The sequence below is a fragment of the Sphingomonas swuensis genome, from assembly GCF_039538045.1.
GTDB classification, from domain to species: domain Bacteria; phylum Pseudomonadota; class Alphaproteobacteria; order Sphingomonadales; family Sphingomonadaceae; genus Sphingomicrobium; species Sphingomicrobium swuense.
In genome coordinates, this window is the sequence record NZ_BAABBQ010000001.1 from 1,625,776 (window position 1) to 1,650,414 (window position 24,639).

A 24,639-nucleotide genomic window follows, 5' to 3' on the forward strand; every position below is an offset into this window, starting at 1 on the left:
GCGCGGGCACTGCGACTCACCGCCCTTCATCAGGACGAAGGAGAGTCACATATGCATGAGGCTGTATCCGGCACCAGAGCCATCGCGCTGGTGGGACCTGCGGGCGCGGGCAAGACCTGCCTTGCCGAGGCCATGCTGTTCGCCAGCGGGACGATCGACCGGCAGGGGGACACTGGACAGGGTACCAGCGTCGGCGATTCCAGCCCCGAGGCACGCGCGCGCGGTGGCTCTACCGAACTCAACCTCATGAATTTCGAATGGCTCGGCGAGCGCTTCGTGCTGCTTGACCTGCCCGGCGGAAACGGCTTCGCGGCCGACGGCGCCCGGGCCCTCGCCGTCGCCGACCTAGCAATCGTCGTGGTCGATCCCGATCCCGGCCGAGCCCCCCTCGCCGCCCCGCACCTGCGGATGCTCGACGAACTCGGCATCCCCCACCTCATCTTCGTCAACCGCATCGACTCCGCCCGCGGCTCGATCGGCGAGCTGCTCTCGGCGCTCCAGCCGCTGAGCGTGTCGCCGCTGATCGCCCGGCAGATCCCGATCACGCAGGGCGACAGGATCACCGGCTTCGTCGACGTCGCGCTGGAGCAGGCGTTTCACTATCGCTCGGGCAAGCCGTCCGAGCGCGTGCCGATGCCCGCCGAGCTCGACGCCATCGAAGCGCAGGCCCGCACCCGCTTGCTCGAGCAGCTCGCCGACCATGACGACGCGCTACTTGAGGCCCTGTTGATGGACGAGACGCCCGACGCCGACACCGTCCTCGGCGACCTCGCGCGCGAGACCGGCGAGAATCTTGGCGTGCCCCTGCTGTTCGGCTCGGCCGCCAACGGTTGGGGAGTGCGCCGGCTGATGAAGGCGCTGCGCCACGAAGCACCCGGCCCCGAATCAACCGCCCGCCGGCTGGGCGTCGGCGAGCCCGCGCTGTTCACCGTCAAGGTCAGTCACGGCCATGCGCTCGGGCGGCTGGTGTTCGGCCGGGTGCTCGGCGGCGGGCTGAGCGAGGGGCAGGATCTGACCGGAAGCGAGGGCCGCGCCTTCAAGCCCGGCGCCATGTTCACGTTGCAGGGCGACAAGAACCAGCGGCTTTCCTCGGCGCCGGAAGGCGCGGTGGTAGCTCTCGCCAAGGCCGACGCGCTGAGGGCTGGCGAGTGGTTCGGCCGGGGCAAGCTCCCGCCGCTGCCCGACCTCGCCTTGCCCTCGCGCAATGTGCGGCTGGCTATCCAACCGACCGACCGCAGGGACGACGTCAAGCTCTCGGGTGCGCTCCATAAGCTGGCCGAGGAAGATCCGACCCTCCTCGTCGAACAGGACGAAGCGAGCCATGAGCTGCGGCTATCGGGGGTCAACGAGGAGCAGCTCACCGTTGCGCTCGCCAGGCTCAAGCGGCGCCACGGTGTGTCCGTGACCACCAGCCGCCCGCAGGTCGGCTATCGCGAATCAATCCGCCGCGGAGTGACGGTTCGAGGTCGTCACAAGAAGCAGTCAGGCGGCCACGGACAGTTCGGCGACGTGGTGATCGACGTCTCGCCGCAGCCGCGCGGCCAGGGCATCGCCTTCACCGAAAGCATCCACGGCGGCGCCATCCCGCGGCAATATATCCCCGCGGTTGAGCAGGGCGTCCGGGACGCCTGCCTCAAGGGGCCGCTCGGCTTCCCGGTGGTGGATGTCGCGGTGACGCTCAGCGACGGCAGCTACCATAGCGTCGATTCAAGCGAGCTCGCCTTCCGCACCGCGGGGCGGATCGGAATGCAGGAAGCACTGTCGCAGGCCGCGCCCCATCTGCTCGAGCCCGTCCACAAGGTGACGGTGGTCACGCCGTCCGGTGCGACCAGCAAGGTCAGCTCGGCGCTCGCCTCTCGCCGTGGCCAAGTGCTCGGCCTTGGGCCTCGGGACGGCTGGGCGGGCTGGGATCGGGTCGAGGCGCTGGTTCCGGAGGCCGAGCTTCACGGGCTGGAAGGCGAATTGCGCTCCTTGAGCCAGGGACTGGCGACCTACGAGGCCGAGTTCGACCATCTGGCCGAGCTCAATGGCTCGCTGGCGGAGAAGGTGGTGAGAGGCCGCGAGGTCGAGCACGCCTGACAGTCGGACTTGTAATGCTGGCCGAAGCGAAGCAATCCAGCATCCAACTGGATTGCTTCGGCGCTCACGCGCCTCGCAACGACGCGTGAGGAGATTGCTTCGTGGCCAAACGCCTGACCTGGTACATCCTGGCGGCCCTCGTCCTCGGCCTGTTTACCGGCTGGGCGATCAACGCCGGAGTCGGTGACGCCACCCCTGAGGGCAAGGCCCAGCTCGAGGAGATCGCCGGCTACTTCGGGATCGTCACCACCCTCTTCCTCCGACTGATCAAGATGATCATCGCCCCGCTGGTCTTCGCCACTTTGGTCGCAGGCGTCGCGCACATGGGCGACACCGCGGCGCTCGGCCGCGTCGGTGCCCGGACGATGGCTTGGTTCATCACCGCCAGCCTCATCTCGCTGACATTGGGCCTGATCCTGGTGAACACCCTCCAACCGGGCGTCGGGCTCAACCTGCCGCTTCCGCCGGTCAATGCTGCGAGCGGAGTCGACACGTCGAACTTCGACCTCGCCAAGTTCGTCACCCACGTCGTCCCGGCTTCGGGCATCCAGGCGATGGCCGAGAACGAGATCCTGCAGATCGTCATCTTCTCGCTCTTCATCGGCGTCGCCATCACTGCGGTCGGCGAGAAGGCCAAGCCGCTGGTCCGCGCCGTCGAGGGCCTCGTCGAGGTGATGCTGGTCGTGACCGGCTATGTGATGCGGCTGGCGCCGATCGCGGTCTTCGCCGCAGTCGCCGCATCGATCGCCGAGAACGGCCCGAGCGTCATCATCACCTTCGGCCAGTTCATCGGAAGCTTCTATCTCGGCCTGCTCATCCTCTGGCTGCTGCTGTTCGGCGTCGCCTTCCTCGCGGTTGGAAGCCGGGTGACGCATCTCGGCCGCTACATCCGCGATCCGCTGGTCCTCGCCTTCTCGACCGCCTCGTCCGAGGCGGCCTATCCGCGGACCCTCGAGGCGCTCGACAAGTTCGGCGTTCCGCCGCGGATCGCCAGCTTCGTCCTTCCGCTGGGCTATTCGTTCAATCTCGACGGCTCGATGATGTACATGACCTTCGCGACGATCTTCATCGCGCAGGCCTATGGCATCGACCTCAGCATCGGGCAGGAAATCCTGCTGCTGCTGACCCTGATGATCACCAGCAAGGGGATTGCCGGCGTTCCGCGCGCCAGCCTGGTGGTGATCGCGGGCAGCCTGGCGATGTTCAATATCCCCGAGGCCGGGCTGCTGCTCATCCTCGCGGTCGACCACTTCCTCGACATGGGCCGCTCGGCGACCAATGTCGTCGGCAATGCGGTCGCGAGCGTGCTGGTGGCCAAGTGGGAAGGCCCGCTCGACGTAGAGGAATCGCCGATCATCGAGCATGCCCCGGCACCCAGCCACGTGCCGCCGCCGCCGCCGACCGTCTGAGGTGCACCCCCGATCGCTGCCGGAGCGCTACCGGCTGATCCTCTGCGACCTGTGGGGCTGCGTCCATGACGGCTGGCGCATCTTCGACGGGGTGGAGGAGACTCTCGGCGCCTGGAAGGCGCAGGGCCGGACGGTGCTGTTCGTCACCAATGCCCCGCGCAGCGCCGATGCGATCCGCGACCAGCTCGACCGGCTTGGGCTTGATCGCTCGCTCGACGACGGGATCGTCACTGCCGGCGAAGCCGGGCTTGCGGCGGTGCGCGGACGCCCGGTCGGCTTCTGCGGCACGGACGACGATCGCCGCGACCTGACCGCCCGCGGGCTGATCGTCGCCGAGGGAGACTTCGACGAACTCGCCTGTGCCGGTCTCGAAAGCGGGGAAACGGTCGCCGACTACGCCGCGCGGCTGGCCGAGTGGCGCGCCGCCGACGTGCTGCTCCACTGCCTCAACCCCGACCGCATCGTCCATCACCAGGGCGAGGTGATGGTCTGCGCCGGGGCGCTTGCCGACGCCTATGAGGAACTGGGCGGCCGGACCGCCTGGTACGGCAAGCCCTATGCGGCAATCTACGACCATGCGCTGGCGCTCGCCGGAGTGACAGACCGAGCGTCCGTGCTTGCAGTCGGCGACGGTCTGCTGACCGACATGGCGGGGGCAGCGGCCTACGGGATCGACGGACTGTTCATCGCCGGTGGTATTCACTCGGGCGAGGAACCGGCCTTCCCAGGTGACTGGCGGCCGGTCGGAACCGTCGAAGGCCTTGGAACATCTGGCGGGGCCGGCGCGTAAGGCAGCCTTCCCGTCATGGTATCACTTCACTCCTCCCCGCTCGGCTCCGGGCCGCGCCCCGGCGCGCGTGAGACCATCGCGCTCCTCGCCGGGCTGATGGCGCTCAATGCCGTGGGCATCGACGCGATGATCCCGGCGCTCGCTGACATCGCCGGCCACCTCGGGGTGACGGAGGAGAACAAGCGCCAGCTGATCATCGTCGCCTACACGCTGGGCTTCGGGTTCGGACAGCTCTTCTGGGGCCCCCTGGCCGACCGCTTCGGGCGCAAGCCGGTGCTTGGCGCCGGAATTGCGATCTACACCGCTTTGTCCTTCTTCTGCTCCTTTGCCCCCACCTTCGATGCGCTGATCGTCGGGCGCGCATTGCAGGGCGCCGCCGCGGCCTCTTCGCGGGTGCTGGTCATGGCCATGGTCCGCGACCTGTTCGAGGGCGAGGCGATGGCGCGGGTAATGAGCCTCGTCGCGATGGTCTTCATGGTCATCCCGGTAGTCGCACCGAGCATCGGGCAACTGATCCTCACTGTTGGCCCTTGGCAGACGATCTTCTGGGCACTCGGCGGCTACGGACTGATGATCGGCTTGTGGAGCTTCTTCCGCCTGCCCGAGACGCTTGCGCCCGCGAATCGGCGCACTCTTGGCCTCAGCGACCTTGCCGAGGGCGCCCGGGCGGTCTTGAGCGATCGCCAGTCGATCGGCTACACGCTTGCCCAGACGGCCCTCTTCACCGGCCTCATCGCCTACATCTCGTCGATTCAGCAAATCGTGTTCGACGTTTTCCGCCGACCCGAACTGATCGGGCTGGTGTTCGGCGCAGTGGCCGCACCGATGGCGCTGGCGAGCTTCACCAACAGCAAGCTCGTCGGACGCTTCGGACTGCGCTTCGTCGCGCACAGCGGTGTTGCGGTGTTCGCGCTGCTGGCGCTCAGCCATGCCCTGGTGGCGACATTCGTTGGCGAGAACCTCATTGGCTTCATCGTCGGTCAGGCGCTCGTGCTGGCGAGCTTCTCCTTCTGCGCCGCCAACATGAACACGCTGGCGATGGAGCGGATGGCGTCGGTCGCCGGCATGGCCTCGTCGCTTCAGGGCGTAATCAGCAGCATTCTCGCCGCCATCGGCGGGTTCGCGATCGGGCAGGCGTTCAACGGCACGCAGCTGCCATTCCTTTGGGGACTCGCCATTTGCGGTGCCCTCGGCGTGGCGCTGGTCCTGCTGACCGAGCCTAGCCGACTGTTCGAGCCACTGCAGCGGTCGCGTGCGCGAGCAGCATCTCTCCGAGCGCATCCCGCAGAGTAAGGTCAAACGGCCGCCGCAGGCGGAACATCGGCACCAGTCCCAGCAACCGGGTGACTGTCCGCCAGTGTCCTGGGGCGCCGGCCTGGCCTACATAGCCGCCGCGGTAGGTATTGGCGAACAGCGCTTCGGCGGCCGCTGCCCCGGTCAGCGGCTCAATCGCCAGTTCGGCTGCGTCCTCGAGCACATAGATGGCTCCGAGCGCGAGACCCTCGGCGACGACCCCTGAGTCGACCGGTACGTCCCACTTGTCCCATTCCTCGCCGGCGTAGGCGCGTTCGAGGCCCTCGCGACTGCGTCCGGTGAGATCGATCGCCTCGCCCCACAGTCGCAGGCGGGGTACGCCGGGATGGGCGATGACCGATCCGTCGCCCGGCACGAGGACGCAGACGTCGTCGCCGATCAGCCGGTGCCCGCGGTCATGAAACCAGGCCGCGAGGGTCGATTTGCCCGCGCCAGACCAGCCCGAGACCGCGATTGCGCGTCCCGCCACCTCGACGCTGTTGGCATGGAGCGGGAAGATGCCGCGCTGATGGAGGATGAGGCCCATGGCGCTGCCCAGCAGGTAGAGCCTAATATTGCTTTCGGGGATCGCCGAGTCGGCCTCGATCAGGATCTCGCGGCCGTCACGTACCTGGAAGTTTCCGCCCTCCGTGACAAGATCGGGCTCGCCCTCGATCGAGCCGCGACGGACGGTGACATCCGTCGGGGCGTGGGCGTCAGCCGCAAGCAGCCCGGGAAGCGCCATGTCGCTTTCGATCGTCAGGCCGAACAGGCGCGCTCGGGTCAGGGCCACTGGCCGACCTCGCGAAAGCGCGGTGCGGTCTCGCCGCCATGGATGATCTGGTCGCCGAGGCTGATCCAGACATGCGCCTCGAGCTTGGCCCCAGGCGCGATCCCATAATGCAGACGCGCGTCCTGCCCGCGCCGGCGAAGCATCCGCTGCACCGCGAGGCCCTGCTCGAAGCACATCGAACGAAACGGCATGTGGCGAGCCGCGGCGGCCACCGCGCGGGTGATGTCGCGCACCTCATCCGCCCTGTGTGCGCCGAGCGGCACGGCGCCAAAGGCGACGGTCTGCGCGAATGGCCGCATGCGGATTGCGGCCGCCGCGAACGGCAGGAGCAGGGCTGCTTCGGCAAGCAGGCGGCGCTCAGCGGAAGAGCGACGGCGAAGCGCGGCGATCACTCCCATGCCGGAGCCCTCAGGTTGCAGGTCGCCGCATCCCCTCTATGGACAGGGGCATGGAGCCGAGCCTTACCCTTCTGATCGCCTGCTGCCGCTTCGGTTACGAGGGCGGCGAAAGCGACGGGCTGCGCCGTTTGCTGAAGGATGCGGACGGGGCACGGCTGAGCGAGCTTGCGCGCCGCCACCGGGTCGAAGGCGTGGTGTGGCGCGCGCTCAAGGCGTGCAGCGTCATGCTTCCGGGCACCGCGCCGCTGGCCGCTGACTCGCAGAAGATCGCTGCCGACGGGCTTCGCATGGCGGTGGAGAGCGGCCGCCTGACCGCCGCCTTCGCCCGCGCCTCGCTGCCGCATCTGTTCCTCAAGGGACAGGCGCTCGGTCGGCTGGCCTGGGGCGACCCGCTGATCAAGCGGCAGATCGATATCGACCTGCTGGTCATGCCGCAGGGCATCGCCAAGGCCGCGACGGTTCTGGCGGGGCTCGGCTACGTTCAGGAACTTCCCGACCCGTCGGTCGATCCCAGCGACTGGCATCGCAGCCACAAGGAGAGCGTCTGGCGGAACGACGACGGGATCATGCTCGACCTGCACAGCCGCGTCGCCGACCATCCGGGTCTTCTGCCGCAGGTCGCCGCGACGATGAGCCCGGTCATGGTCCCGATCGTCGGCGCGATCAGCCTTCCGACCCTGCCCGACCGGCTGCGCCTGCCTTACCTCGCGGTGCATGGCACCTCGAGCGCCTGGTTCCGGCTGAAGTGGCTGGCGGAGTTCGCCGCGCTGGTCCACCAGCTCTCCCCGGCCGCGCTCGACACGCTCGCCGACGAGGCGCCGCGGCTGGGAGCCGGACGCACCGTCACCGCCGCGCTCGCCCTCTCCCACCGCCTGTTCGGGACGCGGGTTCCGGAGAATCTCTGGGTCGACGGCGGCGCGGCAAAGATCGTCAAGCTCAGCCTCGCGCAGATCGAGAATCCGCGCGAACCGACCGAGCGGCGCTTCGGGACGCTTGGCATTCACCGAGCGCAGCTGCTGATGGCACCTGGATCCCACTTCTTCCTGAGCGAACTTTGGCGCCAGCTCGGCGCCGCGCTCATCCGCTGACTGCGACATCGTCTTCAAGCGACAGGTGCCGGGCCGAGCGCCCGCGCCGGGGCTCGCTCTTCGCCTGCGCATGGCTCCGCGGATCGCACATGAAGGCGAGACACAGCGCGAACAGCGCCTGAAGCGCGGCGTCGCGAAGCGGATAGTCGACAAGACTGTGGGCCAGCAGCGCGGCCGAGCCGATGGTCCCGGCAAGCGCCATGAGGTCCTTCTGCTCCGCCCGCCAGATCTTCCACGAACGGCGGAACCACCAGAGGAGGAAGGCGACCAGCAGCAGCGTTCCCGGCAGGCCCGTCTCGAGCACCCACTCAAGAGGATCGCTGTGCGCATGATTGACGAAGTAGCGATCGACCGCGGCAGGGTCCTCGTACATCCGGTAGTATGATTCAAAGCTGCCCAGCCCAGTACCGGCAGGGAAACTGTCGCCGATTGCGGCGGCGGTTTTCTGGTAAATGTCGGCCCGCGTGGTGACGCTGGTCGATTCCGATCCGGCCTTGCCGAAGATGCCGAGCCCGGCCGCGCCGGCGAGCAGCAAGAGTCCCGCAACCGCGCCGACCAGCCGGCGCTTGCGCCACACGCCCGGTACCGCGACCGCGAAGCAGGCAAGGCCGACCGGCACGGCCAGCAGCAGCGCCGCGGTCGAGCCATTGAGCGCAAGCCCGAGCAGGACGACGGCCAGGCCACCGACCGAGATCAGCAGGCGGCTCAGCGCCTCGGTGCCGATCCGGCCGCGCTTCTTCTGCTCGCCGCCGATGATCGCCGCGAGGAACGGCATGGTCACCAGCAACAGGCTGCCCTGGTGGTTGGCGTTGGCGAAGAGGCCGGTTGCCGCTCCAGTGTTGTAGATGGGGTAGAGATAGGGTCCGCCGCTGGTCAGTTGCAGCGCGCCAAGGACCACCGAGCCGAACGTGCCGACCATGAGAGCGAAGACGCACCAGCGTGAGCGGTAGGCGCCAAGCCACAGCATCGCCGCGAGGATCGCCAGCGGCACGGCCATGATCGGGAGGATCGAGGCCGTCGCCGCCGGCGCGAGGCTCAGCGGAAGCCACGGCAGCGGCTGGCCGCGCAGCGTGAAGGCCTCGGCCACAGGGGCGCGGCCTGGAAGCGCGCTCCACAGGCCGGGTGGGAGCGGCACCAATTGCAGCAGAACCAGCAGGAACCACAGTCCCGAGAGCAGCAGCAGGAAGCGACCGCCGGGCGTCGGCACGGTACGCCGGCTCGACAGCAGCGCCCAGGCGATCATCGCGATCGCGGCAAGCTGCAGCGCAAGGTTGCGCCATACGCCCTGCGGACTCCCGCCAAGCAGCAGGCAGGCGAGCACGAACAGCGGCACCAGAGACTGGCGAAGGCTTCGGCGGATCATCGCGCGGCTCCCGCCTGCTGGAGGGTCACCGACGAAATCGCGGCGTTGATCGTCTTCGGAAACTCACCAGGCCGTCCGAACAGCTGGAGACGCTGGGCGGGGCAGTTGGCCGGGATGGTCAGTGCTCCCCGTCCAGCGCCGCTGGCGACCGGAACGACACCCAGCGAGCGGCTGTCGGAGACACAGACCAGCCGCCACTCGAGGGTCCCCGCGGGGACCTCGCCAGTGACGCGCTGGTCGAGCACGTAGTTGCCGGGCGGGAGCAGGAGAAGGTGGACGGCAAGCGTCGCTTCCTCGCGCCCGTAATAGATGATCTGCATCGGGCCGCCGGCCTGGCTCTCGATCGCACCGCTCGGCGAGGGATTGAAGCGCCAGGTAAGCGGGCCGCCCTGGTCGGAGCCGCTCCAGCGGGTAAGCCCACCGGTCGGCGCGCCGCCAGCCTTGGCATAAAGGGCGCGAGCAGCGGGTATGTTGCCCGCTGCCAGAAGGCGTTCGAACGCCTGGGCAAGCCAAACCTCGGCAAGGTCGCCCCGGCGCGCGAGTGCCAGCAGCAGGGGATCCGCCTTTGCATCGGTGCTCAGCTCCTGGAGCACCGCGCGACGAAGCGGCGGATTGGAGGCAAGCACCGGCGCGACCTTGGGCAGGGCTCCGGGTTGACCGAGATAGCGCGCGACCGCCGGTGCGAAGCCGTTGGAGATGCCGCCGACGCGGCGATCGAGCGCCGTCAGCTGGATCATGGCATCGCCCAGCCGCTCCTGGCGGATGTAGAGGTCGGCAAGGAGGAAGCGGGCAGCCGGCGCGCGGGGATCCTGCCTTACAGCGGCCCTGAGCAGCGCTTCGGCGGGCTGGCTCTGCCCCGCAGCTAGCTGCGCAGTGGCCTTCACCAGAAGCGGCTCGACCGCGAGCGGCGCACCAAGCGAGCCGCGCTCGATGTCCGCGAGAAGCCCCGGATCAGGCGCCCTGCCTTCGCGGGCGGCAGCGCCGATTCCGGCCAGGGCCTGGTTGAACAGCAGCGGTGGATAGGATGGCCACACCGCGCGAGCGAGCGCCGGGCGGCGCTCTTCCTGCGTCGTGACAATGGCCGTCCGCACCGCCTGGCCGGCGAGCAGGAGCAGGAGCAACGCTCCCGCCCAATGCCACACCGACCGCCCGCTAGCCCCCGCCAGAGACATCAGGCCTCTTGATGGTGCGGGATCATCGCAATCTTCTCGCGACGGTCGCTCATCGCGCCGTAGCGATAGTTGTAATAACCGTAATTGCCTTCATTCTCGACCGCCTTGGTCAGGAGCCCACCGAGCAGGTGCGCGCCCGAGCCTTCGAGACGGTTGAGCGCCTCGGCGGCCTGTCGGGTCCGGGTGCGTCCGCTTTCCACCACGAACAGCACATTGTTGACGGTGTGCGCGATCAGCGGGGCGTCGGCGAGGCCGAGCACCGGCGGGGAGTCGATGATCACCATCTGATAGTGCTGCAGAGCTTCCTCGAGGATCATCGCGAAGCGGCTGGTCGAAAGGAGATCGGCCGGATTTGGCGGAAGCGGCCCGCAAGGCAGCAGCGAGAGGTTCTCAAACTGGGTCGGCGCGGTGTGCGCCATCACGTCCTCGTCGTTGGTGAGGAGCTTGGTCAGGCCGATATGCTCGTCGGCGGCACGGAAGCTCGGCTTGCGGAGATCGGCATCGATCAGCAGCACCGAATAGCCGCGACGGGCAAAGTTCTGCGACAGCGCGAGCGCGCTCGACGACTTTCCTTCTGCCGGTGCGGTCGACGTGACCATCAAGGTGCGCGGAGCACCATGCTCGGTCGAGAAGCGAAGCGCCGCTGCGGTGGCGCTGTACGCTTCGGACACCGCCGAGCTTGGATCCTTGAGATCCTCGACGAAGTCGCCCTTAGTGACCCGCTTCGGGATCTGGCCGACGCAGGCAAGCCCGAGCTTGTTGCGCAGGTCGTCGCGAGTGCGGATCGTGTCGCGGAGCAGCTCGAGACCGACTGCGCCGCCAAGACCAGCGAGCAGACCGACGGCGAGGCCGGCAAGGAGGTTGATCGGGAGGTTGGGCTTGAACGGAGCGCCAGGCACTTCGGCGCGGTCGACGATCGAGATCGGCGAAGTGCCGACGCCGCCAGCGACGCCAATTTCCTTGTAGCGCTGCAGAAGCGCGTCGTAGAGGCTGCGATTGGTGTCGACGTCGCGCTGGAGGATGGCGTAGCGGACGCTTCGGCCACGCAGGTCGAGGACCTGCCCCTTGAGGCTGTTGACCCGACTCTGGAGCGCGCGCTCGGCGGCGACGGCACCGCGATATTCCTGGGCGAGCGTGTTCGAGCGGCCAGCGCTGACCTGCGAGGCTTCACGGGCGATCTGCTGGTTGAGCTCGCCGATGCGCGAGCGCAGGCTGAGCATCTCGGGATGATCCGGCTTCAGCGTCGTTGCCTTGTCACTATATTCGGCCTCGAGCGCGGCGCGCGTGTTGCGCAACCCCTGCGTCGAGGTGTTGACGTCGGCGGTCGGGCCCGACGCCGCGGCTGCGCGGTAGGCACCCTCGGCCGAGACGCGGCGAGCGGTGGCCTCGGCGAGCGCGCTGTTGAGCGCGCCGAGTGTCTCGCCCTGGAGCGAGTTGCCGGCTTCGGGCGAGTTGCTTCCTCCGGCGGAGCCGCCGCTGAGCGTGATGATGCCCTCGGCCTGCGCGTATTGGGCAAGCTGGCGCTCGCTGCGTTCGAGGTCGGTGCGGGTCTTGTTGATCTGCCGCTCGAGGAACTGTCGCGCATAGGCCGAGCTCTCGAAGCGGCGCTGGAGCCCGGCGTTGATGAAGCTGTCGGCGACGCCGTTCGCGATCGTCGCCGCGAGCTGCGGATTGGCCGACGTATAGCTGTAGCGGATCAGCGTGCCTTCCTCGGGCGGCGTGACGGCAAGGCCGCCCGCAACGACCGAGGTGGCCGCCTTGAGACGATCCTCGATCGACCCGGCGCTTCCGGCAACCGCCGGGTTGCTGGCGAGATTGAGGTCCTGCGCGGTGCGCTCGGCAACCGCCCGGCTCTGCAGCAGCCCGACCTGGGTCGCGATGAAGTCCCACGACTGCAGGCTTTGGTCCTGCACGTCCTTGTCCTGCCCGATGACCTCGAACTTGGGAGGATTGACCTCGAGCGTGACCCACGAGCGATACAGCGGGGTGGTCAGCATCGTGATGATGATCCCGCCCGCCAGGCCGAGCACCGCGGCGGCAAGGATCAGCCAGCGCCATTCGCGCAGGATCTTGAGCACGGTCGCAAGATCGAGCTGCGGCATGTGGTGCGGAGTGCGGCCGCTGTTCGGCATCCTCGGCGCGGCGATGGCCGGCAGATCCGAGCGGTTTGCCGGCACGCGCCCGTCGGGGCTGAAGGCGAGATCGCGATTCACGAGGTCAATATTCCTTGGGGTAGTCGGCCCGGGGCCATGACCTAGAACGGTCGGAAAATCGAGAGGATCGGCAGATTGCTGAGGATCTTCTTCTGGGTCGCCTTCACGCTCGAACCGTCGACGACGATGATATCACCCGGGAAAACCGAAGGATCCTGAGCCTGGCCGCGGCGAATCGCCTGGAGGTCGAAGGCCGCCGCCTGGCGCTGTCCGCCAACGGTCCGGAACACCGCGACGCGGCGAAGATTGGCGTCCTCGCTCGGACCACCCGACAGCGCAACGGCCTGAAGCAGGGTCAAGGCGCTGTTGACCGGGAAGGAACCGCTCTGCTTGACCGAGCCGTCGACCGTGACGCTGCGGCGGGTCGAGGCCTTGACCCCGACAGCCACGTCCGGGTTGACGAAGTAGCGCGCTCCGAGCGCCTGAGTCAGGCGCTCGTCGAGCTGTGCGGTCGTCAGCTCGGCGGCATCGATCGCGCCGATCAGCGGCATGCTGATCTTGCCGGTGAGATCCACCTCATATTCGCCGGAAAGATCCTTCTGGCGGAAGACGTTGACGGTCAGCGTGTCGAGCGGCGCAATGCGATAGTTCTGCTCGAGCGTCAGCAGCTTGGGCTGATCGGGCGGCGGAAGCGCGACGTTATAGGGGATCGGCCCGCCCGGCTTGTCGGCACAGGCGGACACCAGCAGCACGGCCGCCGCGACGACCGGCACCTTCAGCACGACGCTTCGACGCATGTTCATACTTTCCCTTCGCACCCCTGCCATGACGATAGTGTAACGACTCTCATCGCAACAGGTTCAACCCTGCCGCGCGGCTTGTCCCAGGTACCAAGGCAGCGCTGCGGTCAGCCCCGCCTCAATGTCGTGAGTCGGGGCATAGCCGATGAGCGATGCAGCCTTGGCGATCTCGGCCTCGCTGTGCCGGACATCGCCGGCTCGGAACGGAGCATAGACCGGATCGGCGGCATAGTCGAAGCCATGCCCACCGAGACCATCGCGAAGCAGGCCGAACAGCCGGTTGAGGCTGGTGCGATGGCCGACCGCGACGTTGAACACCTCGCCCTGCGCCTCGTCCGGCGCAAGCGCCGCCAGCAGATTCGCCTGCACGGCATTGAGGACGAAGCAGAAGTCGCGGCTGGTTTCGCCATCGCCGTTGATGGTGATCGGCTCGCCCGCAATCATCGCGTCGAGCCACTTTGGAATGACCGCGGCATAGGGACCGTGCGGGTCCTGCCGAGGTCCGAAGACGTTGAAATAGCGCAGCCCGGTCGCCTTGAAGCCGTAGCTTCGCGCATAGACCGCTGCGTAAAGCTCGTTGACGAGCTTGGTCACCGCATAGGGCGACAGCGGGTTGCCGATCCGCTCCTCGCGCTTGGGAAGATTGGGTTCGTCGCCATAGGTGCTCGAGGAAGCGGCATAGACGAAGCGCCCGACCCCTGCCCTGCGCGCGGCGTCGAGCATGTTGAGGAAGCCGGTGACGTTGGTGTCGTGGCTGGTAAGCGGGTCGGCGATCGACCTCGGCACCGAACCCAACGCCGCCTGATGGAGCACGACGTCGGCGCCCGCGACCGCCGTCTCGCAGGTCCGAAGGTCGCGGATGTCCCCAGTGATGAAGTGGAAGCGGCCCGCGCGCTCAGGCCCGACCGCCTTCACCACTTCGTCGAGGTTGCGCTGGTGGCCGGTCGCGAAATTGTCGAGCCCGACCACATGCTGGTCGAGCGACAGCAGGGTCTCGACGAGGTTTGACCCAATGAAGCCCGCGGCGCCCGTCACCAGCCAGCGTCGAGGCCGCTGGACAAGCGCCTCACGGTGCGGCGCCAGCGCGGGGCCGTCGATCAGCGCTTCAAGCAAGACTATTCTCCCGTCGAACATAGCCGTCGACCGTATCGAGGAACCAGCGCTCGCCGCCGTCGATGGCAAGCGCAGTGAGGCGACCGGTGGCGTAGGCCCCGGTATCGATGCCGATCCGTGAACCGCTCTCTTCGACCCGCTCGCTGACGGTGTGCCCATGCACCACGGTCATTCCATGGTCGCGGCGATCGGACAGGAAGGGTTCGCGGATCCACCGCAAGTCGGTCAGGCTCTGCTGGTCGAGAGCGATGCCGGGCCGCACCCCGGCGTGCACGAACAGATAGTCGCCGAAGCGGAAGCTGTCGGCGAGTTCCTCAAGGAACCGACGATGCGCCTGCGGAATCGCCGAGGCGATACGCTTGGCCGCTTCCCTGGGCGCAAGCGCGGCGATCTCGACGGCATCGACACCATAGCTCTGGAGGGTCTCGCTACCGCCGAACTTCAGCCAGCCCGAGACCTGCTTGAACTCGCCGTCCAGAATCCGAAGCAGCACTTCCTCATGGTTGCCGGCAATTCCGATGACCCGGAAGTCCGGCCAGTCGAGCGAGCGCAGCCGCTCGATCACCTCGGCCGACGCGGGACCCCGGTCGATGAGATCGCCGAGCAGGACCAGAAGTCCCTTGGCCGGCGCGCGCAGCCGGTGATCGGACGCGATATCCTCGAGCAACCGGTCGAGCAGCTCGAGGCAGCCATGCACGTCGCCGATGACATAGGCGCGCCAGCCATCGGGCCCACGGCGGGCACGCGGAGAGGTCGACTGGAACATGCGGCGGAACAGCATGGGCGGGGCCCCTAGCCTGCTTTTCCTGTCAAAGCGATGACTCGCGACAGGTAAGCCTCGATGACAAGTTTCTCATCATAGCGGCTGGTGGCCATGGAACGGGCAGAGTCGCCCCAGGACTGGCGACGCTCAGGGCCGACTTCGACCAAGCGCTCGATCGCCTTGGCGAGGCTTTGAGGAGACCGAGACTCGAACAACAGGCCGTTGACCCCATCCTCGACGAGCTGCCGGCAGCCGGGCACGTCGGATGCGAGCAGGGGGCGACCCATCGCTGCCCCTTCCAGCAGGGCTCGCGGCATGCCCTCTCTGTAGGAAGGGAGGACCAGAGCGTCGGCGGCGGCGATAAAGGGGCGAACATCCTCGGTCGCGCCGACGTGACGAAGCAGTCCCTCCTCTTCCCAGCCGCGCACCTCGGCAGCGCTGATGGCGGTGCGATTGGCGGCACCGAGGCCGCCGACCAGGGTCAGCTCCAGCGCCGGGTAACGCGGTCGCAGCAGCCGCATCGCCTCGGCCAGTTCGCGGACGCCCTTGTCGCCGAGGAGCCGCCCGACAAAGAGGAGCTTCGCGGCACCGGGCTCACGCGATGGCAACGGGCTCGGACGAAAGCGACGGCAGTCGACTCCTGAGCCGGGAAGCATTGCGACCTGTTCCGAACGGACCAGTCCAAGCTGCTGAAACAGCGCCGAATCATCCTCGTTCTGGAAAAAGACGGTCGGGCTTGGCCGGAGCGCCTCGCGGTAGAGGGCCGACTGGATCCGCTGGAGCATCCCGCCTCGGATGAAGCCGGTGCCGAGGCCGGAAATATTCGGAAGCAAAGGAATATTGAGTGCTCGGGCGGCGAGCCCGGCATAGATGTTGCCCTTGGGGGTGAAGCTCAGCACCGCCGCGGGCCGCGCCTCCCGGAAGATCCTCAGCAAGGCAAGGACGGTCCGCAACTCGGCCAGCGGAGCGGTGCCCTCGGGCTTGAGGGGGAAGTGCCAGGTATCCAGCCCCGCAACAGCATCCTGACCGTTGGGCACGGCCGCGACGACCCGGTGTCCGGCAGCGCGGAGCGCGGTGATCAGCGGCCCCCTGAAGTGCTCGAGATTCCAGCTGCTGTTTGCGACAAAAAGGATCGGAGAGGACACCGGCTTGCCCATAGACGGAGAGCAAGCAGCTTGAAAACGGCAGAATTCTGCCACTGTGGCACGAATGTCGCTGGAGCGAGATTATTTTTGCTGCGATGCAACCAGAGCAATTGAACTGCGTTGGGCGGTCATCGGAGTTCTATAACTCCCGGTTACGCATGGCGTATGTTTAGGGGACTATCTCGAATGATCGGACGAAGCTCCAAGCTGATTGCGGCTTTCTGCTGCACGACCATGGCGGTCTCCGCCCCGGCCTCGGCGGCAGCCCGCGCGGCTGCTGCTCCTCAATATAGCCCCTGGGCTTCGCTCTCCGCCTTTGCCTCGCAGAGCAGCAGCGCTGCGCTTTGCGGTGCTGCCGTGGCGAGTGTCGCGGCTGCGCAGGGTGCGGCTCCGGGATGTGTCCTTCCGCAGGTCGACGCTCCCGTCGCCCCGCCGGTCGAGCAGGCTCCGGTCGGCGGCGTCGTGGCTCCGGTGGCCTCGTCGGGCTTCAACATCATCCCGCTGCTGATCGGCCTTGGCGTCATCGCCGGTCTTGCTGCGCTGGTGTTGGCCAACAAGGACAACGACAGCAACAACGGCAACAACCCGCCGATCAGCCCCAACTGAGGCTAAACGCCTCAGCCCCTTGAGGCCCTGTTACGGCCGTCGCTGGGTTCAGCGGCGGCCGAACAGTCGTTCTATGTCCTCATGCGCGAGCTTGACCCAGGTCGGGCGCCCATGGTTGCAGTGGCCACTGTGGGGGGTTACTTCCATTTCGCGCAAAAGCGCATTCATCTCGGCCACTGACAGTATCCGTCCGGCTCGCACGCTGTGGTGGCAGGCGAAGGTCGCCGCCAGAAGTTCGAGCCGTGCCTTGAGCGCCTGCGCGCCGCCAAGTTCCGCCAGCTCTGCGGCGAGATCACGAACCAGCGCCGCGACGTCGAAGGTGCCGAGCGGCGCCGGCGTTGCTCGCACCAGCACGGCGGCCGGGCCGAAGCGCTCCAGCTCGAGGCCATAGGCGGCAAGCTCCGCCGAGGCATCCTCGAGCCGGTCGGCGTCGGGTTCGTCGAGTTCCACTACCAGCGGCAGCAGCAGCGCCTGGGCGATGACCTCCCCGTCTCCGGCGGCCCGTTTGAGGCGCTCGAGCACCAGCCGTTCGTGCGCCGCATGCTGATCGACGATGACCAGCCCATCCTGCGCCTCGGCAACGATATAGGTGGCCGCGACCTGTCCGCGCGCGACCCCGAGCGGATGGTCAAGAACCGGGGCGGAGGCTGGCTCCGCCCTGGCCGAGGGTGGCGCCGTGAACAAGGAGCGGGCTTCATTGACCCCCACCCCTTCCCTGTAGTCGGTGGCCGCAGGGTCGTAGACGGGGAAGCCAGCGCCGGCACCCGGGGGAGGAGAATAGGCTTCGAGCTCGCTTGTCCAGCGCACGGGCGCTGCGGCCTGCGCGCGTGCCGCGCTTCGATGCCCGGCCTGGTCGAGCGCCGAGCGCAACCCTCCGACCAGCAATCCCCTGATCCCCTGCGGATCGGCGAAGCGGACCTCGGTCTTGGCGGGGTGAACGTTGATGTCGAGTTCCGCGCCCGGCACCTCGAGGAACAAGGCGACGATCGGATGGCGGTCGCGCGCGATCAGGTCCTGGTAGGCAGCTCTCAGCGCCCCGACGAGAAGCCTGTCCTTCACCGGGCGGCGGTTGACGAAAAGGAACTGCTGATCGGCCGCGCCGCGGGTGAAGGTCGGCAGGCTGACCACGCCGCCTAGGCGAACGCCGTTGCGGTCAAGATCGATCGGCAGGCCGTGGTCGGCGAGCGAGGGATCGAGCAGTTCGGCCACCCGCTGGGGCAAGCCCGCCGGACGGACCGACAGGGTCCGCCGACCATCGTGCTCGAGGGTAAAGGCAACGTCGGGCCGTGCCATCGCAAGTCGGCGCACCGCGTCGAGGCAGGCGGCATATTCGGCGCGCGGCGAGCGCAGGAACTTGCGGCGGGCCGGGACCTTGCCGAACAACTGCTCGACCCGGACGCGGGTGCCGGGAGGAAGGGCGGCGGGCCCCTCCCCGATCCGGATGCCATGATCGATCTCGAGCCGCCATCCATCCTGTCCCCGGCACCGGCTGTCGAGCGTGAAACGCGCCACGCTCGCAATCGAGGGCAGCGCCTCGCCGCGAAAGCCGAAGCTCGCGACTGCTTCGATCCGCTCGTCGGGGAGCTTGGAGGTGGCGTGCCGCTCGATCGCCAGCGCCATGTCCGCGGGGCTCATGCCGCTGCCGTCGTCACTCACCTCGACGAGGTCGAGCCCGCCGCCCGAAAGGCGAATCTCGACCGTGGTTGCGCCAGCATCGAGGCTGTTCTCGACCAGTTCCTTAAGCGCGCTCGCCGGACGCTCGACCACCTCGCCCGCGGCGATGCGATCTACCAGATGCGAGGGCAGCCTTCTTATTGACATGACAGGGGTCCTAGCCCAATCGCTCTTAGCGGGCGAGGGACTGCTTCCGGACACTGGTAATCGGTCGTTACGCCACTGGTAATGAACCCTTTTTCAAGAGAAGTGGAAAGCCATGTTCTGGACGCGCTGGTTCAAGTGGATGAGCCATGACATGGCGATCGATCTCGGGACCGCGAACACGCTCGTCTACGTGCGTGGACGGGGGATTGTCCTGAACGAGCCGTCGGTGGTCGCGATCGAGACGATCAACGGGGTCAAGAAGGTCAAGGCCGTCGGCGAAGACGCCAAGCTGATGATGGGCAAGACCCCTGATCAGATCGAGGCCATTCGCCCGCTTCGCGATGGGGTCATCGCCGACATCGACGTCGCCGAGCAGATGATCAAGCACTTCATCCACAAGGTGCATGGTGGCGGCAAGCTGCGCTTCCCCGAGATCGTGATCTGCGTTCCATCGGGTTCGACCAGTGTCGAGCGCCGCGCGATCCGCGACGCCGCCAGCAACGCCGGCGCATCGGCCGTCTACCTGATCGAGGAGCCGATGGCGGCTGCGATCGGTGCCGACATGCCGGTGACCGAGCCGGTCGGCTCTATGGTCGTCGACATCGGCGGCGGCACCACCGAGGTCGCGGTGCTGTCGCTCCGAGGGCTTGCCTACACCACTTCGGTCCGCGTCGGCGGCGACAAGATGGACGAGGCGATCAGCTCCTACGTCCGCCGCAACCACAATCTGCTGATCGGCGAAGCCACCGCCGAGCGGATCAAGCAGGAAGTCGGGATCGCGAAGCCCCCGGTCGACGGGATCGGCAAGACCGTCCACATCAAGGGACGCGACCTCGTCAACGGCGTGCCCAAGGAAATCTCGATCAACCAGGGCCAGATCGCCGAAGCGCTGTCCGAGCCCGTGGGCACGATCGTCGAAGGCGTTCGCATCGCGCTCGAGAACACCGCGCCCGAGCTCGCCGCCGACATCTGCGACCAGGGCATTGTCCTGACCGGCGGCGGCGCGCTGCTCCAGGGCCTCGACGAGGTGCTTCGCGACGAAACCGGCCTTCCGGTCACCGTCGCCGAGGATCCGCTCACCTGCGTCGCGCTCGGCACCGGCCGTGCGCTCGAGGAAGAGCAGTTCCGCGGCGTCTTGCAGACCGCTTAACGGCGAAAGGAAGTCGACGTGGCGCCAGGGCCAGGTGCGCGCCCGGGCTGGTCGAGGCGGGCGCAATATGGCGTGTTCTTCAGCTTCCTGGCGGCGATCGCCGGATTGCTGATCGGCCTTGGGCTGCTCGCGCTGAGCCTGGTGTCGCCTTCGGCCTATGCGACGGTGCGCGGCACTGCCCTCGACGTAACGGCCCCGGTCAGCCGGAGCCTCGAGGCGGTCACCAGCACCGTCGGCGGGTTGTTCAGCGGCGCGGGCGATTACTGGGACGCGGCCAATCAGAATGGGCGGCTCAAGGCCGAGAACCAGGCGCTCCGCCGCCAGGCGATCCAGGCGCGCGCCATCTTCCAGGAGAATGCGCAACTCAAGGCGGCGATCGGGCTCCGCGAGAAGACGGTGCAGTCGGTCGCGACCGGTCGGATCGTTGGCTCGAGCCTCGAAAGCGAGCGACGCTTTGCGGTCATCTCGGCCGGGAGCGGTGATGGCGTGCAGGGCGGAATGCCGGTCCGCGCCGCCGACGGACTGATCGGGCGGATCATCGACGTCGGCGCGACCGCGGCCAGAGTCCTGCTGGTGTCCGATCGGGCCAATATCGTGCCATCGCGGCTGCTCCGGGGCGGCCAGCCGGTGATCGCTACCGGGCGCGGAGATGGCACCATCGACCTTCGTCCGCTCGAGGTCGGGCGCAATCCCTTCCGCCGAGGCGACATCGTGGTCACGTCAGGAACGGGCGGACTTTACCCGCCGGGCGTTCCGGTAGCCAAGGTCGTCCGTCTCGATGACGACGGCGCGATCGCCGTGCCGATGGCCGATCCGTCTGACGCAAGCTTCGCCATCGTCGAGCGGCCCTATGAGGAATCGGCGTTGCCCGAGGCGGCACCCGCCGACGACGCGGAGGCCGCCCGCTAGATGGTCCGCTCCGCCCTCGGCCGACCCAATGCCCTCGACCGCCGGCCCAAGCGCATTGCCATGGCCATTCCGGCGCTGTCGGTCGCGATCGCCTCCCTGTTGCCCTTGCTGCCGATCGTCGCGGACATCGGCTGGCTGCCGCCGACTGGCCTGTTGCTGCTGCTCGCCTGGCGACTGCTTCGCTCGGACGTGATCCCCGCCTGGTGGGCGGCCCCGCTCGGGCTCTGGAACGACCTGGTGCTCGGACTTCCGATCGGACTGTCGGTCGCGACCTGGACTGCGGCGATGATCCTCCTCGACCTGCTCGATCGCCGGACCATGTGGCGGGACTATTGGATCGAGTGGCTGCTGGCCGCAGCACTGATCGCGCTTTCAGAGATCGCCCGCGCGCAGGTCGATGCCGCCATGGGGTCCCCCTACCCGCTCGCCGCGCTGATCCCTCCGACCCTGATCGCGATCCTCACCTTCCCGCTCGCCGCCTGGTCGGCGAGTGCGATCGATCGCTGGAGGCTCGGCCGATGAGCCGGATCACCAGCGGCCAGACCGACCTGCTCTTCTCGCGGCGGATGCTGGTGGTCGGCGGCGCGCAGATTGCCGTGGCGAGCGCGCTGATCGGGCGGATGGGCTGGCTCGCGATCAAGGAGAACGACAAGTATAATCTCCTCTCCGAGGACAATCGGGTCCAGCTGATCATCGTCCCGCCCCGCCGTGGCTGGATTGTCGACCGCTCCAACAAGCCGATTGCCATCAATCGCTCCGATTTTCGGGTCGATCTCATTCCCGAGCGGATGAACGACGTCGAACGTGAGTTGTCCCTCTTGGCCCAGCTGCTCGCCCTTGGTCCCGATCAGGTCGACCGGATCCGCCGCGAGATCCGCGACAGCCGCGGCTTTCAGCCGGTCCAGGTCGCGGAGAACGTGCCCTACGAGCGCTACGCCGCGATCACCGTGCGCTTGCCCGAGCTTCCGGGGGTCGAGCCGGCGCGGGGCTTTACCCGCTTCTATCCATCGGGTGCCGCGGTGGGCCAGCTGGTCGGCTATGTCGGCGCCGCCAATGCCAAGGAATATGAGAGGGAGCGCAATCCGCTGCTGATCACTCCGGGGTTCAAGATCGGCAAGGAAGGCCTGGAAGCGATCCTCGAGCAACGGCTGCGCGGCATCCCTGGCGGCCAGCGAGTCGAAGTCTCGGCGCGCGGCAAGCTGATCCGCGAATTGACGCCAAAGCCCGATCACAGCGGCAACACGGTCAAGCTGTCGATCGACTCCGGGCTACAGGAATATGCCGCCCGCCGCCTCGGCGAGGAAAGCGGCAGCTGTACGATCATCGACTGCCAGACCGGCGACATCCTCTGCATGGCCTCGATGCCGAGCTACGATCCCAACAGCTTCTCCGACGGGATCGGCCGCACCGAGTGGAAGACGCTCTCCGAGGATCCGCGCAAGCCGCTGCTCAACAAGACGGTGAACGCGCTCTACCCGCCGGGTTCGACGCTTAAGCCGATGGTCGCGCTGGCGCTGCAGAAGCACGGCATCGACCCCAAGGAGACGGTGTTCTGTGGCGGCGGCTACCAGCTTGGCAACCGCTTCTTCCGCTGTCTTGGACGGCACGGCACGGTCAACATGCACCGTGCCATCGCCAAGAGCTGCAACACCTATTTCTACTCGATGAGCAATCGCATCGGCTACGACGCGATTGCACCGATGGCGCATTATCTCGGACTGGGAGAGAAGTTCGACCTGCCGCTGGTCAGCCAGAATTACGGCACGATCCCCGACAGCGAATGGAAGCGCAAACGCTACGAGCGTTCGAAGCGGCTGGTCGAGCGACCCGACTGGACCCGCTCGGACACGCTGAATGCCGCGATCGGACAGGGGTTCGTCATCGTCAATCCGCTCCAGCTGGCGGTAATGGCCAGCCGGATTGCCGGCGGCCGACTGGTGCAGCCGGCGCTGCTCGGCGCCCACAAGGAACTCGCGCCCGCGCTCGACGTGCCGCCAGAACATCTGGAGGCCGTGCGCGGCGGCATGTGGGAGGTGGTCAATGGAGACGGCACCGCCGGCGCCTCGCGCATTACCCTTCCCGGGATCGAGATGGCGGGCAAGACCGGCACCGCGCAGGTCCGGCGCCTGTCGGCGAGCGCGAGTCGCGGCCAGGGCGGCGACTGGCGCTACCGAGACCACGGGCTGTTCGTCTTCTTCGCGCCGTTCGACAAGCCGCGCTACGCGGGCTCGGTGGTGATCGAGCACGGCATGGGCGGTGCCCGCGCCGCCGCTCCGGTGGCCAAGGACGTGCTTATGCACCTGTTCGATCCCGCCGCCGCGGCCAAGCGGCTTGGCGAGCTCGAGGCCGAGTGGGGCGGGACGCTTGCCGAGCGGACCTTACGGCGAAATCAGGCGATCGAGCTGGCGGCGCAGCAGGCGGCTTCCGCCAAGTCGCCGCCGATCGCCGCCCCTGCCCCCGTTCCAAGCAGCGTCAACGCGCCGCCTCCCGCGCCGGACGACCGATGATCAGCAGCGCCCTCATTCCCCAGCCGCTCGCCCGCCTTCCCTGGCGGCTGATCTTCCTCATCAGCGGGATCGGCCTGTTCGGCCTCATCAACCTCTATTCGGCGGCGGGCGGCTCAATCCAGCCTTGGGCGATGCGTCAGGGAATGGCTTTCGCCATGTTCTTGACGATGGCGATCATCATCTCGGGCGTGCGCGAGGCGACGATCAAGCAGCTGACCATCCCGGTCTATCTCGCCATCGTCGTCATGCTGGTGCTGGTCGATCTGCTCGGCTTCGTCGGCAAGGGGGCGCAGCGCTGGCTCGATCTCGGCTTCATCCGGCTCCAGCCGTCCGAGTTCATGAAGCCGGCCATCGCACTGATGCTTGCGCGCTTCTACGACCTGCTTCCCGCCGGCGACATGCGCAGCTTCCGCGCGATCTGGCCTGCCGCCGCCCTGATCGGCGTTCCAGCGGGGCTGGTCATCCTCCAGCCCGACCTCGGAACCGGGCTGATGGTCTGCTTCGCCGGGGTCACGGTCATGTTCCTCGCCGGCGTGCCGCTGCGCTGGTTCCTCATTCCCGGAACCCTGCTCGCCGCCGCAGTGCCGGCCATCTACGCCTTCCTGATGCACGACTATCAGCGCCGCCGGGTCGACATCTTCCTCGACCCCGAGAGCGATCCGCTGGGTGCCGGCTATCATATTACCCAGAGCAAGATCGCGATCGGGTCGGGCGGGCTGTTCGGCAAGGGCTATCTCCAGGGCAGCCAGAGCCACCTCCAATATCTGCCCGAGGGCCACACCGACTTCGCCTTCGCGACCTTGGCGGAGGAATGGGGGATGTTCGGCGGGACGATCGTCATCCTCGCCTACCTCCTGGTCCTCCGCTGGTGCCTGAAGGTCGCCGCCAACGCCCCGACGCGCTTTGCGCGCCTCTCCTGCGCGGGGCTGACCGCGGTGCTGTTCAGCTATTTCGCGATCAACCTCCTGATGGTGATGGGGCTCGCTCCGGTCGTCGGAATTCCGCTGCCGCTGATCAGCTACGGCGGCTCGGCGGTGATGACGGTAATGATCTGCCTCGGACTGCTGATGAGCTTCGAGCGCCAGCAGCGGACCCGCTCGACGCTGAGCTGATTTACAGGGTTGCGCGGGGGCCGGAGCCCCGCTAGAGGCTCCCCCGCGCCCCGCTTTCAAGCGGCCGAGCGCACTGCCTTAAGGCATGGACGCATAGCTCAGTTGGTAGAGCAGCTGACTCTTAATCAGCGGGTCCTTGGTTCGAGCCCAAGTGCGTCCACCACCTTCTTCCTCT

The 24,639-nt window shown here is 67.5% G+C and carries 21 protein-coding genes and 1 tRNA gene; 12 read left to right on the forward strand and 10 right to left on the reverse strand.

The genetic code is table 11. The annotated features are described in order from the left end of the window. Positions 1-51 precede the first annotated feature (51 nt). The 4 genes from ABD727_RS08155 to ABD727_RS08170 all read left to right on the forward strand — a co-directional run bounded on the left by ABD727_RS08155 (position 52) and on the right by ABD727_RS08170 (position 5,571). Entirely contained in the window at positions 52-2,079 is a 2,028-nt protein-coding gene (locus tag ABD727_RS08155; protein WP_344706885.1) for an elongation factor G, read from the forward strand. A 101-nt stretch (positions 2,080-2,180) separates the two neighbouring features. Beyond that, entirely contained in the window at positions 2,181-3,488 is a 1,308-nt protein-coding gene (locus ABD727_RS08160; RefSeq protein ID WP_344706886.1) for a dicarboxylate/amino acid:cation symporter, read from the forward strand. A gap of 1 nt (position 3,489) precedes the next feature. Then, positions 3,490-4,278 (forward strand): HAD-IIA family hydrolase, encoded by a 789-nt coding sequence (locus ABD727_RS08165; RefSeq protein ID WP_344706887.1) that lies wholly within the window; start codon positions 3,490-3,492, stop codon positions 4,276-4,278. Between the two features lie 15 nt (positions 4,279-4,293). Further along, the gene (locus tag ABD727_RS08170; protein WP_344706888.1) at positions 4,294-5,571 is read left to right on the forward strand and encodes a multidrug effflux MFS transporter; all 1,278 of its coding nucleotides are present in this window, start codon (positions 4,294-4,296) and stop codon (positions 5,569-5,571) included. On the opposite strand, the gene ABD727_RS08175 is transcribed toward ABD727_RS08170, so the two are convergent. Then, positions 5,498-6,364 (reverse strand): hypothetical protein, encoded by an 867-nt coding sequence (locus ABD727_RS08175; protein WP_344706889.1) that lies wholly within the window; start codon positions 6,362-6,364, stop codon positions 5,498-5,500. The genes ABD727_RS08170 and ABD727_RS08175 overlap by 74 nt on opposite strands. Further along, positions 6,355-6,762: a lasso peptide biosynthesis B2 protein gene (locus ABD727_RS08180; protein ID WP_344706890.1), complete on the reverse strand. Its 408-nt coding sequence runs from the start codon at positions 6,760-6,762 to the stop codon at positions 6,355-6,357. The genes ABD727_RS08175 and ABD727_RS08180 overlap by 10 nt, the downstream gene beginning before the upstream one ends. Positions 6,763-6,812: 50 nt before the next feature. Here ABD727_RS08180 and ABD727_RS08185 point away from each other — a divergent pair, with 50 nt between their 5' ends. Then, a complete protein-coding gene (locus tag ABD727_RS08185) occupies positions 6,813-7,850 on the forward strand; it encodes a nucleotidyltransferase family protein (protein ID WP_344706891.1) in 1,038 nt (345 codons plus the stop codon). Here ABD727_RS08185 and ABD727_RS08190 read toward each other — a convergent pair. The 7 genes from ABD727_RS08190 to ABD727_RS08220 all read right to left on the reverse strand — a co-directional run bounded on the left by ABD727_RS08190 (position 7,840) and on the right by ABD727_RS08220 (position 16,359). Beyond that, on the reverse strand, positions 7,840-9,213 hold the full coding sequence (locus ABD727_RS08190; protein ID WP_344706892.1) for an O-antigen ligase family protein: 1,374 nt from the start codon (positions 9,211-9,213) through the stop codon (positions 7,840-7,842). The genes ABD727_RS08185 and ABD727_RS08190 overlap by 11 nt on opposite strands. After that, positions 9,210-10,334, reverse strand: a complete 1,125-nt coding sequence (locus ABD727_RS08195) for a tetratricopeptide repeat protein (RefSeq protein ID WP_344706893.1) — start codon at positions 10,332-10,334, stop codon at positions 9,210-9,212. Before ABD727_RS08195 ends, ABD727_RS08190 begins: the two co-directional genes overlap by 4 nt. 50 nt (positions 10,335-10,384) lie before the next feature. After that, a complete protein-coding gene (locus ABD727_RS08200) occupies positions 10,385-12,598 on the reverse strand; it encodes a GumC family protein (RefSeq protein ID WP_344706894.1) in 2,214 nt (737 codons plus the stop codon). A 41-nt stretch (positions 12,599-12,639) separates the two neighbouring features. Continuing rightward, on the reverse strand, positions 12,640-13,335 hold the full coding sequence (locus tag ABD727_RS08205) for a polysaccharide biosynthesis/export family protein (protein WP_344706895.1): 696 nt from the start codon (positions 13,333-13,335) through the stop codon (positions 12,640-12,642). A gap of 63 nt (positions 13,336-13,398) precedes the next feature. After that, entirely contained in the window at positions 13,399-14,451 is a 1,053-nt protein-coding gene (locus ABD727_RS08210) for an SDR family oxidoreductase (RefSeq protein ID WP_344706896.1), read from the reverse strand. Continuing rightward, positions 14,444-15,232, reverse strand: a complete 789-nt coding sequence (locus ABD727_RS08215) for a metallophosphoesterase (protein WP_344706897.1) — start codon at positions 15,230-15,232, stop codon at positions 14,444-14,446. The genes ABD727_RS08210 and ABD727_RS08215 overlap by 8 nt, the downstream gene beginning before the upstream one ends. Positions 15,233-15,243: 11 nt before the next feature. Further along, positions 15,244-16,359: a glycosyltransferase family 4 protein gene (locus tag ABD727_RS08220; RefSeq protein ID WP_344706898.1), complete on the reverse strand. Its 1,116-nt coding sequence runs from the start codon at positions 16,357-16,359 to the stop codon at positions 15,244-15,246. A gap of 186 nt (positions 16,360-16,545) precedes the next feature. Here ABD727_RS08220 and ABD727_RS08225 point away from each other — a divergent pair, with 186 nt between their 5' ends. Then, positions 16,546-16,965 carry a hypothetical protein gene (locus tag ABD727_RS08225; protein ID WP_344706899.1) on the forward strand — a complete coding sequence of 140 codons (420 nt, stop codon included), beginning with the start codon at positions 16,546-16,548 and terminating at the stop codon, positions 16,963-16,965. Positions 16,966-17,013: 48 nt separating this feature from the next. On the opposite strand, the gene mutL is transcribed toward ABD727_RS08225, so the two are convergent. Further along, positions 17,014-18,786, reverse strand: a complete 1,773-nt coding sequence (gene mutL / locus ABD727_RS08230; RefSeq protein ID WP_344706900.1) for a DNA mismatch repair endonuclease MutL — start codon at positions 18,784-18,786, stop codon at positions 17,014-17,016. Between the two features lie 112 nt (positions 18,787-18,898). Here mutL and ABD727_RS08235 point away from each other — a divergent pair, with 112 nt between their 5' ends. The 6 genes from ABD727_RS08235 (at position 18,899) to ABD727_RS08260 (ending at position 24,627) form a co-directional block, all read left to right on the forward strand. Next, positions 18,899-19,936 carry a rod shape-determining protein gene (locus ABD727_RS08235; RefSeq protein ID WP_344706901.1) on the forward strand — a complete coding sequence of 346 codons (1,038 nt, stop codon included), beginning with the start codon at positions 18,899-18,901 and terminating at the stop codon, positions 19,934-19,936. 18 nt (positions 19,937-19,954) lie between these two features. Beyond that, on the forward strand, positions 19,955-20,845 hold the full coding sequence (locus ABD727_RS08240) for a rod shape-determining protein MreC (RefSeq protein ID WP_344706902.1): 891 nt from the start codon (positions 19,955-19,957) through the stop codon (positions 20,843-20,845). Beyond that, positions 20,846-21,367, forward strand: coding sequence for a rod shape-determining protein MreD (locus tag ABD727_RS08245; RefSeq protein WP_344706903.1), 522 nt, complete (start codon positions 20,846-20,848; stop codon positions 21,365-21,367). Next, positions 21,364-23,352, forward strand: a complete 1,989-nt coding sequence (mrdA, locus tag ABD727_RS08250; protein WP_344706904.1) for a penicillin-binding protein 2 — start codon at positions 21,364-21,366, stop codon at positions 23,350-23,352. Before ABD727_RS08245 ends, mrdA begins: the two co-directional genes overlap by 4 nt. Continuing rightward, a complete protein-coding gene (gene rodA / locus ABD727_RS08255) occupies positions 23,349-24,464 on the forward strand; it encodes a rod shape-determining protein RodA (RefSeq protein ID WP_344706905.1) in 1,116 nt (371 codons plus the stop codon). Before mrdA ends, rodA begins: the two co-directional genes overlap by 4 nt. A gap of 87 nt (positions 24,465-24,551) precedes the next feature. Beyond that, positions 24,552-24,627, forward strand: a tRNA-Lys gene (locus ABD727_RS08260). Positions 24,628-24,639 lie beyond the last annotated feature (12 nt).

Excerpts from the sequence above, each read along its gene's own strand:
- ABD727_RS08155 (WP_344706885.1), top strand. The coding sequence starts at position 52 with ATGCATGAGGCTGTATCCGGCACCAGAGCCATCGCGCTGGTGGGACCT.
- ABD727_RS08170 (WP_344706888.1), top strand. The coding sequence starts at position 4,294 with ATGGTATCACTTCACTCCTCCCCGCTCGGCTCCGGGCCGCGCCCCGGC.
- ABD727_RS08180 (WP_344706890.1), bottom strand. The coding sequence starts at position 6,762 with ATGGGAGTGATCGCCGCGCTTCGCCGTCGCTCTTCCGCTGAGCGCCGC.
- ABD727_RS08185 (WP_344706891.1), top strand. The coding sequence starts at position 6,813 with ATGGAGCCGAGCCTTACCCTTCTGATCGCCTGCTGCCGCTTCGGTTAC.
- ABD727_RS08190 (WP_344706892.1), bottom strand. The coding sequence starts at position 9,213 with ATGATCCGCCGAAGCCTTCGCCAGTCTCTGGTGCCGCTGTTCGTGCTC.
- ABD727_RS08205 (WP_344706895.1), bottom strand. The coding sequence starts at position 13,335 with ATGCGTCGAAGCGTCGTGCTGAAGGTGCCGGTCGTCGCGGCGGCCGTG.
- ABD727_RS08215 (WP_344706897.1), bottom strand. The coding sequence starts at position 15,232 with ATGCTGTTCCGCCGCATGTTCCAGTCGACCTCTCCGCGTGCCCGCCGT.
- ABD727_RS08225 (WP_344706899.1), top strand. The coding sequence starts at position 16,546 with ATGATCGGACGAAGCTCCAAGCTGATTGCGGCTTTCTGCTGCACGACC.
- mutL (WP_344706900.1), bottom strand. The coding sequence starts at position 18,786 with ATGTCAATAAGAAGGCTGCCCTCGCATCTGGTAGATCGCATCGCCGCG.
- ABD727_RS08235 (WP_344706901.1), top strand. The coding sequence starts at position 18,899 with ATGTTCTGGACGCGCTGGTTCAAGTGGATGAGCCATGACATGGCGATC.
- ABD727_RS08245 (WP_344706903.1), top strand. The coding sequence starts at position 20,846 with ATGGTCCGCTCCGCCCTCGGCCGACCCAATGCCCTCGACCGCCGGCCC.
- mrdA (WP_344706904.1), top strand. The coding sequence starts at position 21,364 with ATGAGCCGGATCACCAGCGGCCAGACCGACCTGCTCTTCTCGCGGCGG.
- rodA (WP_344706905.1), top strand. The coding sequence starts at position 23,349 with ATGATCAGCAGCGCCCTCATTCCCCAGCCGCTCGCCCGCCTTCCCTGG.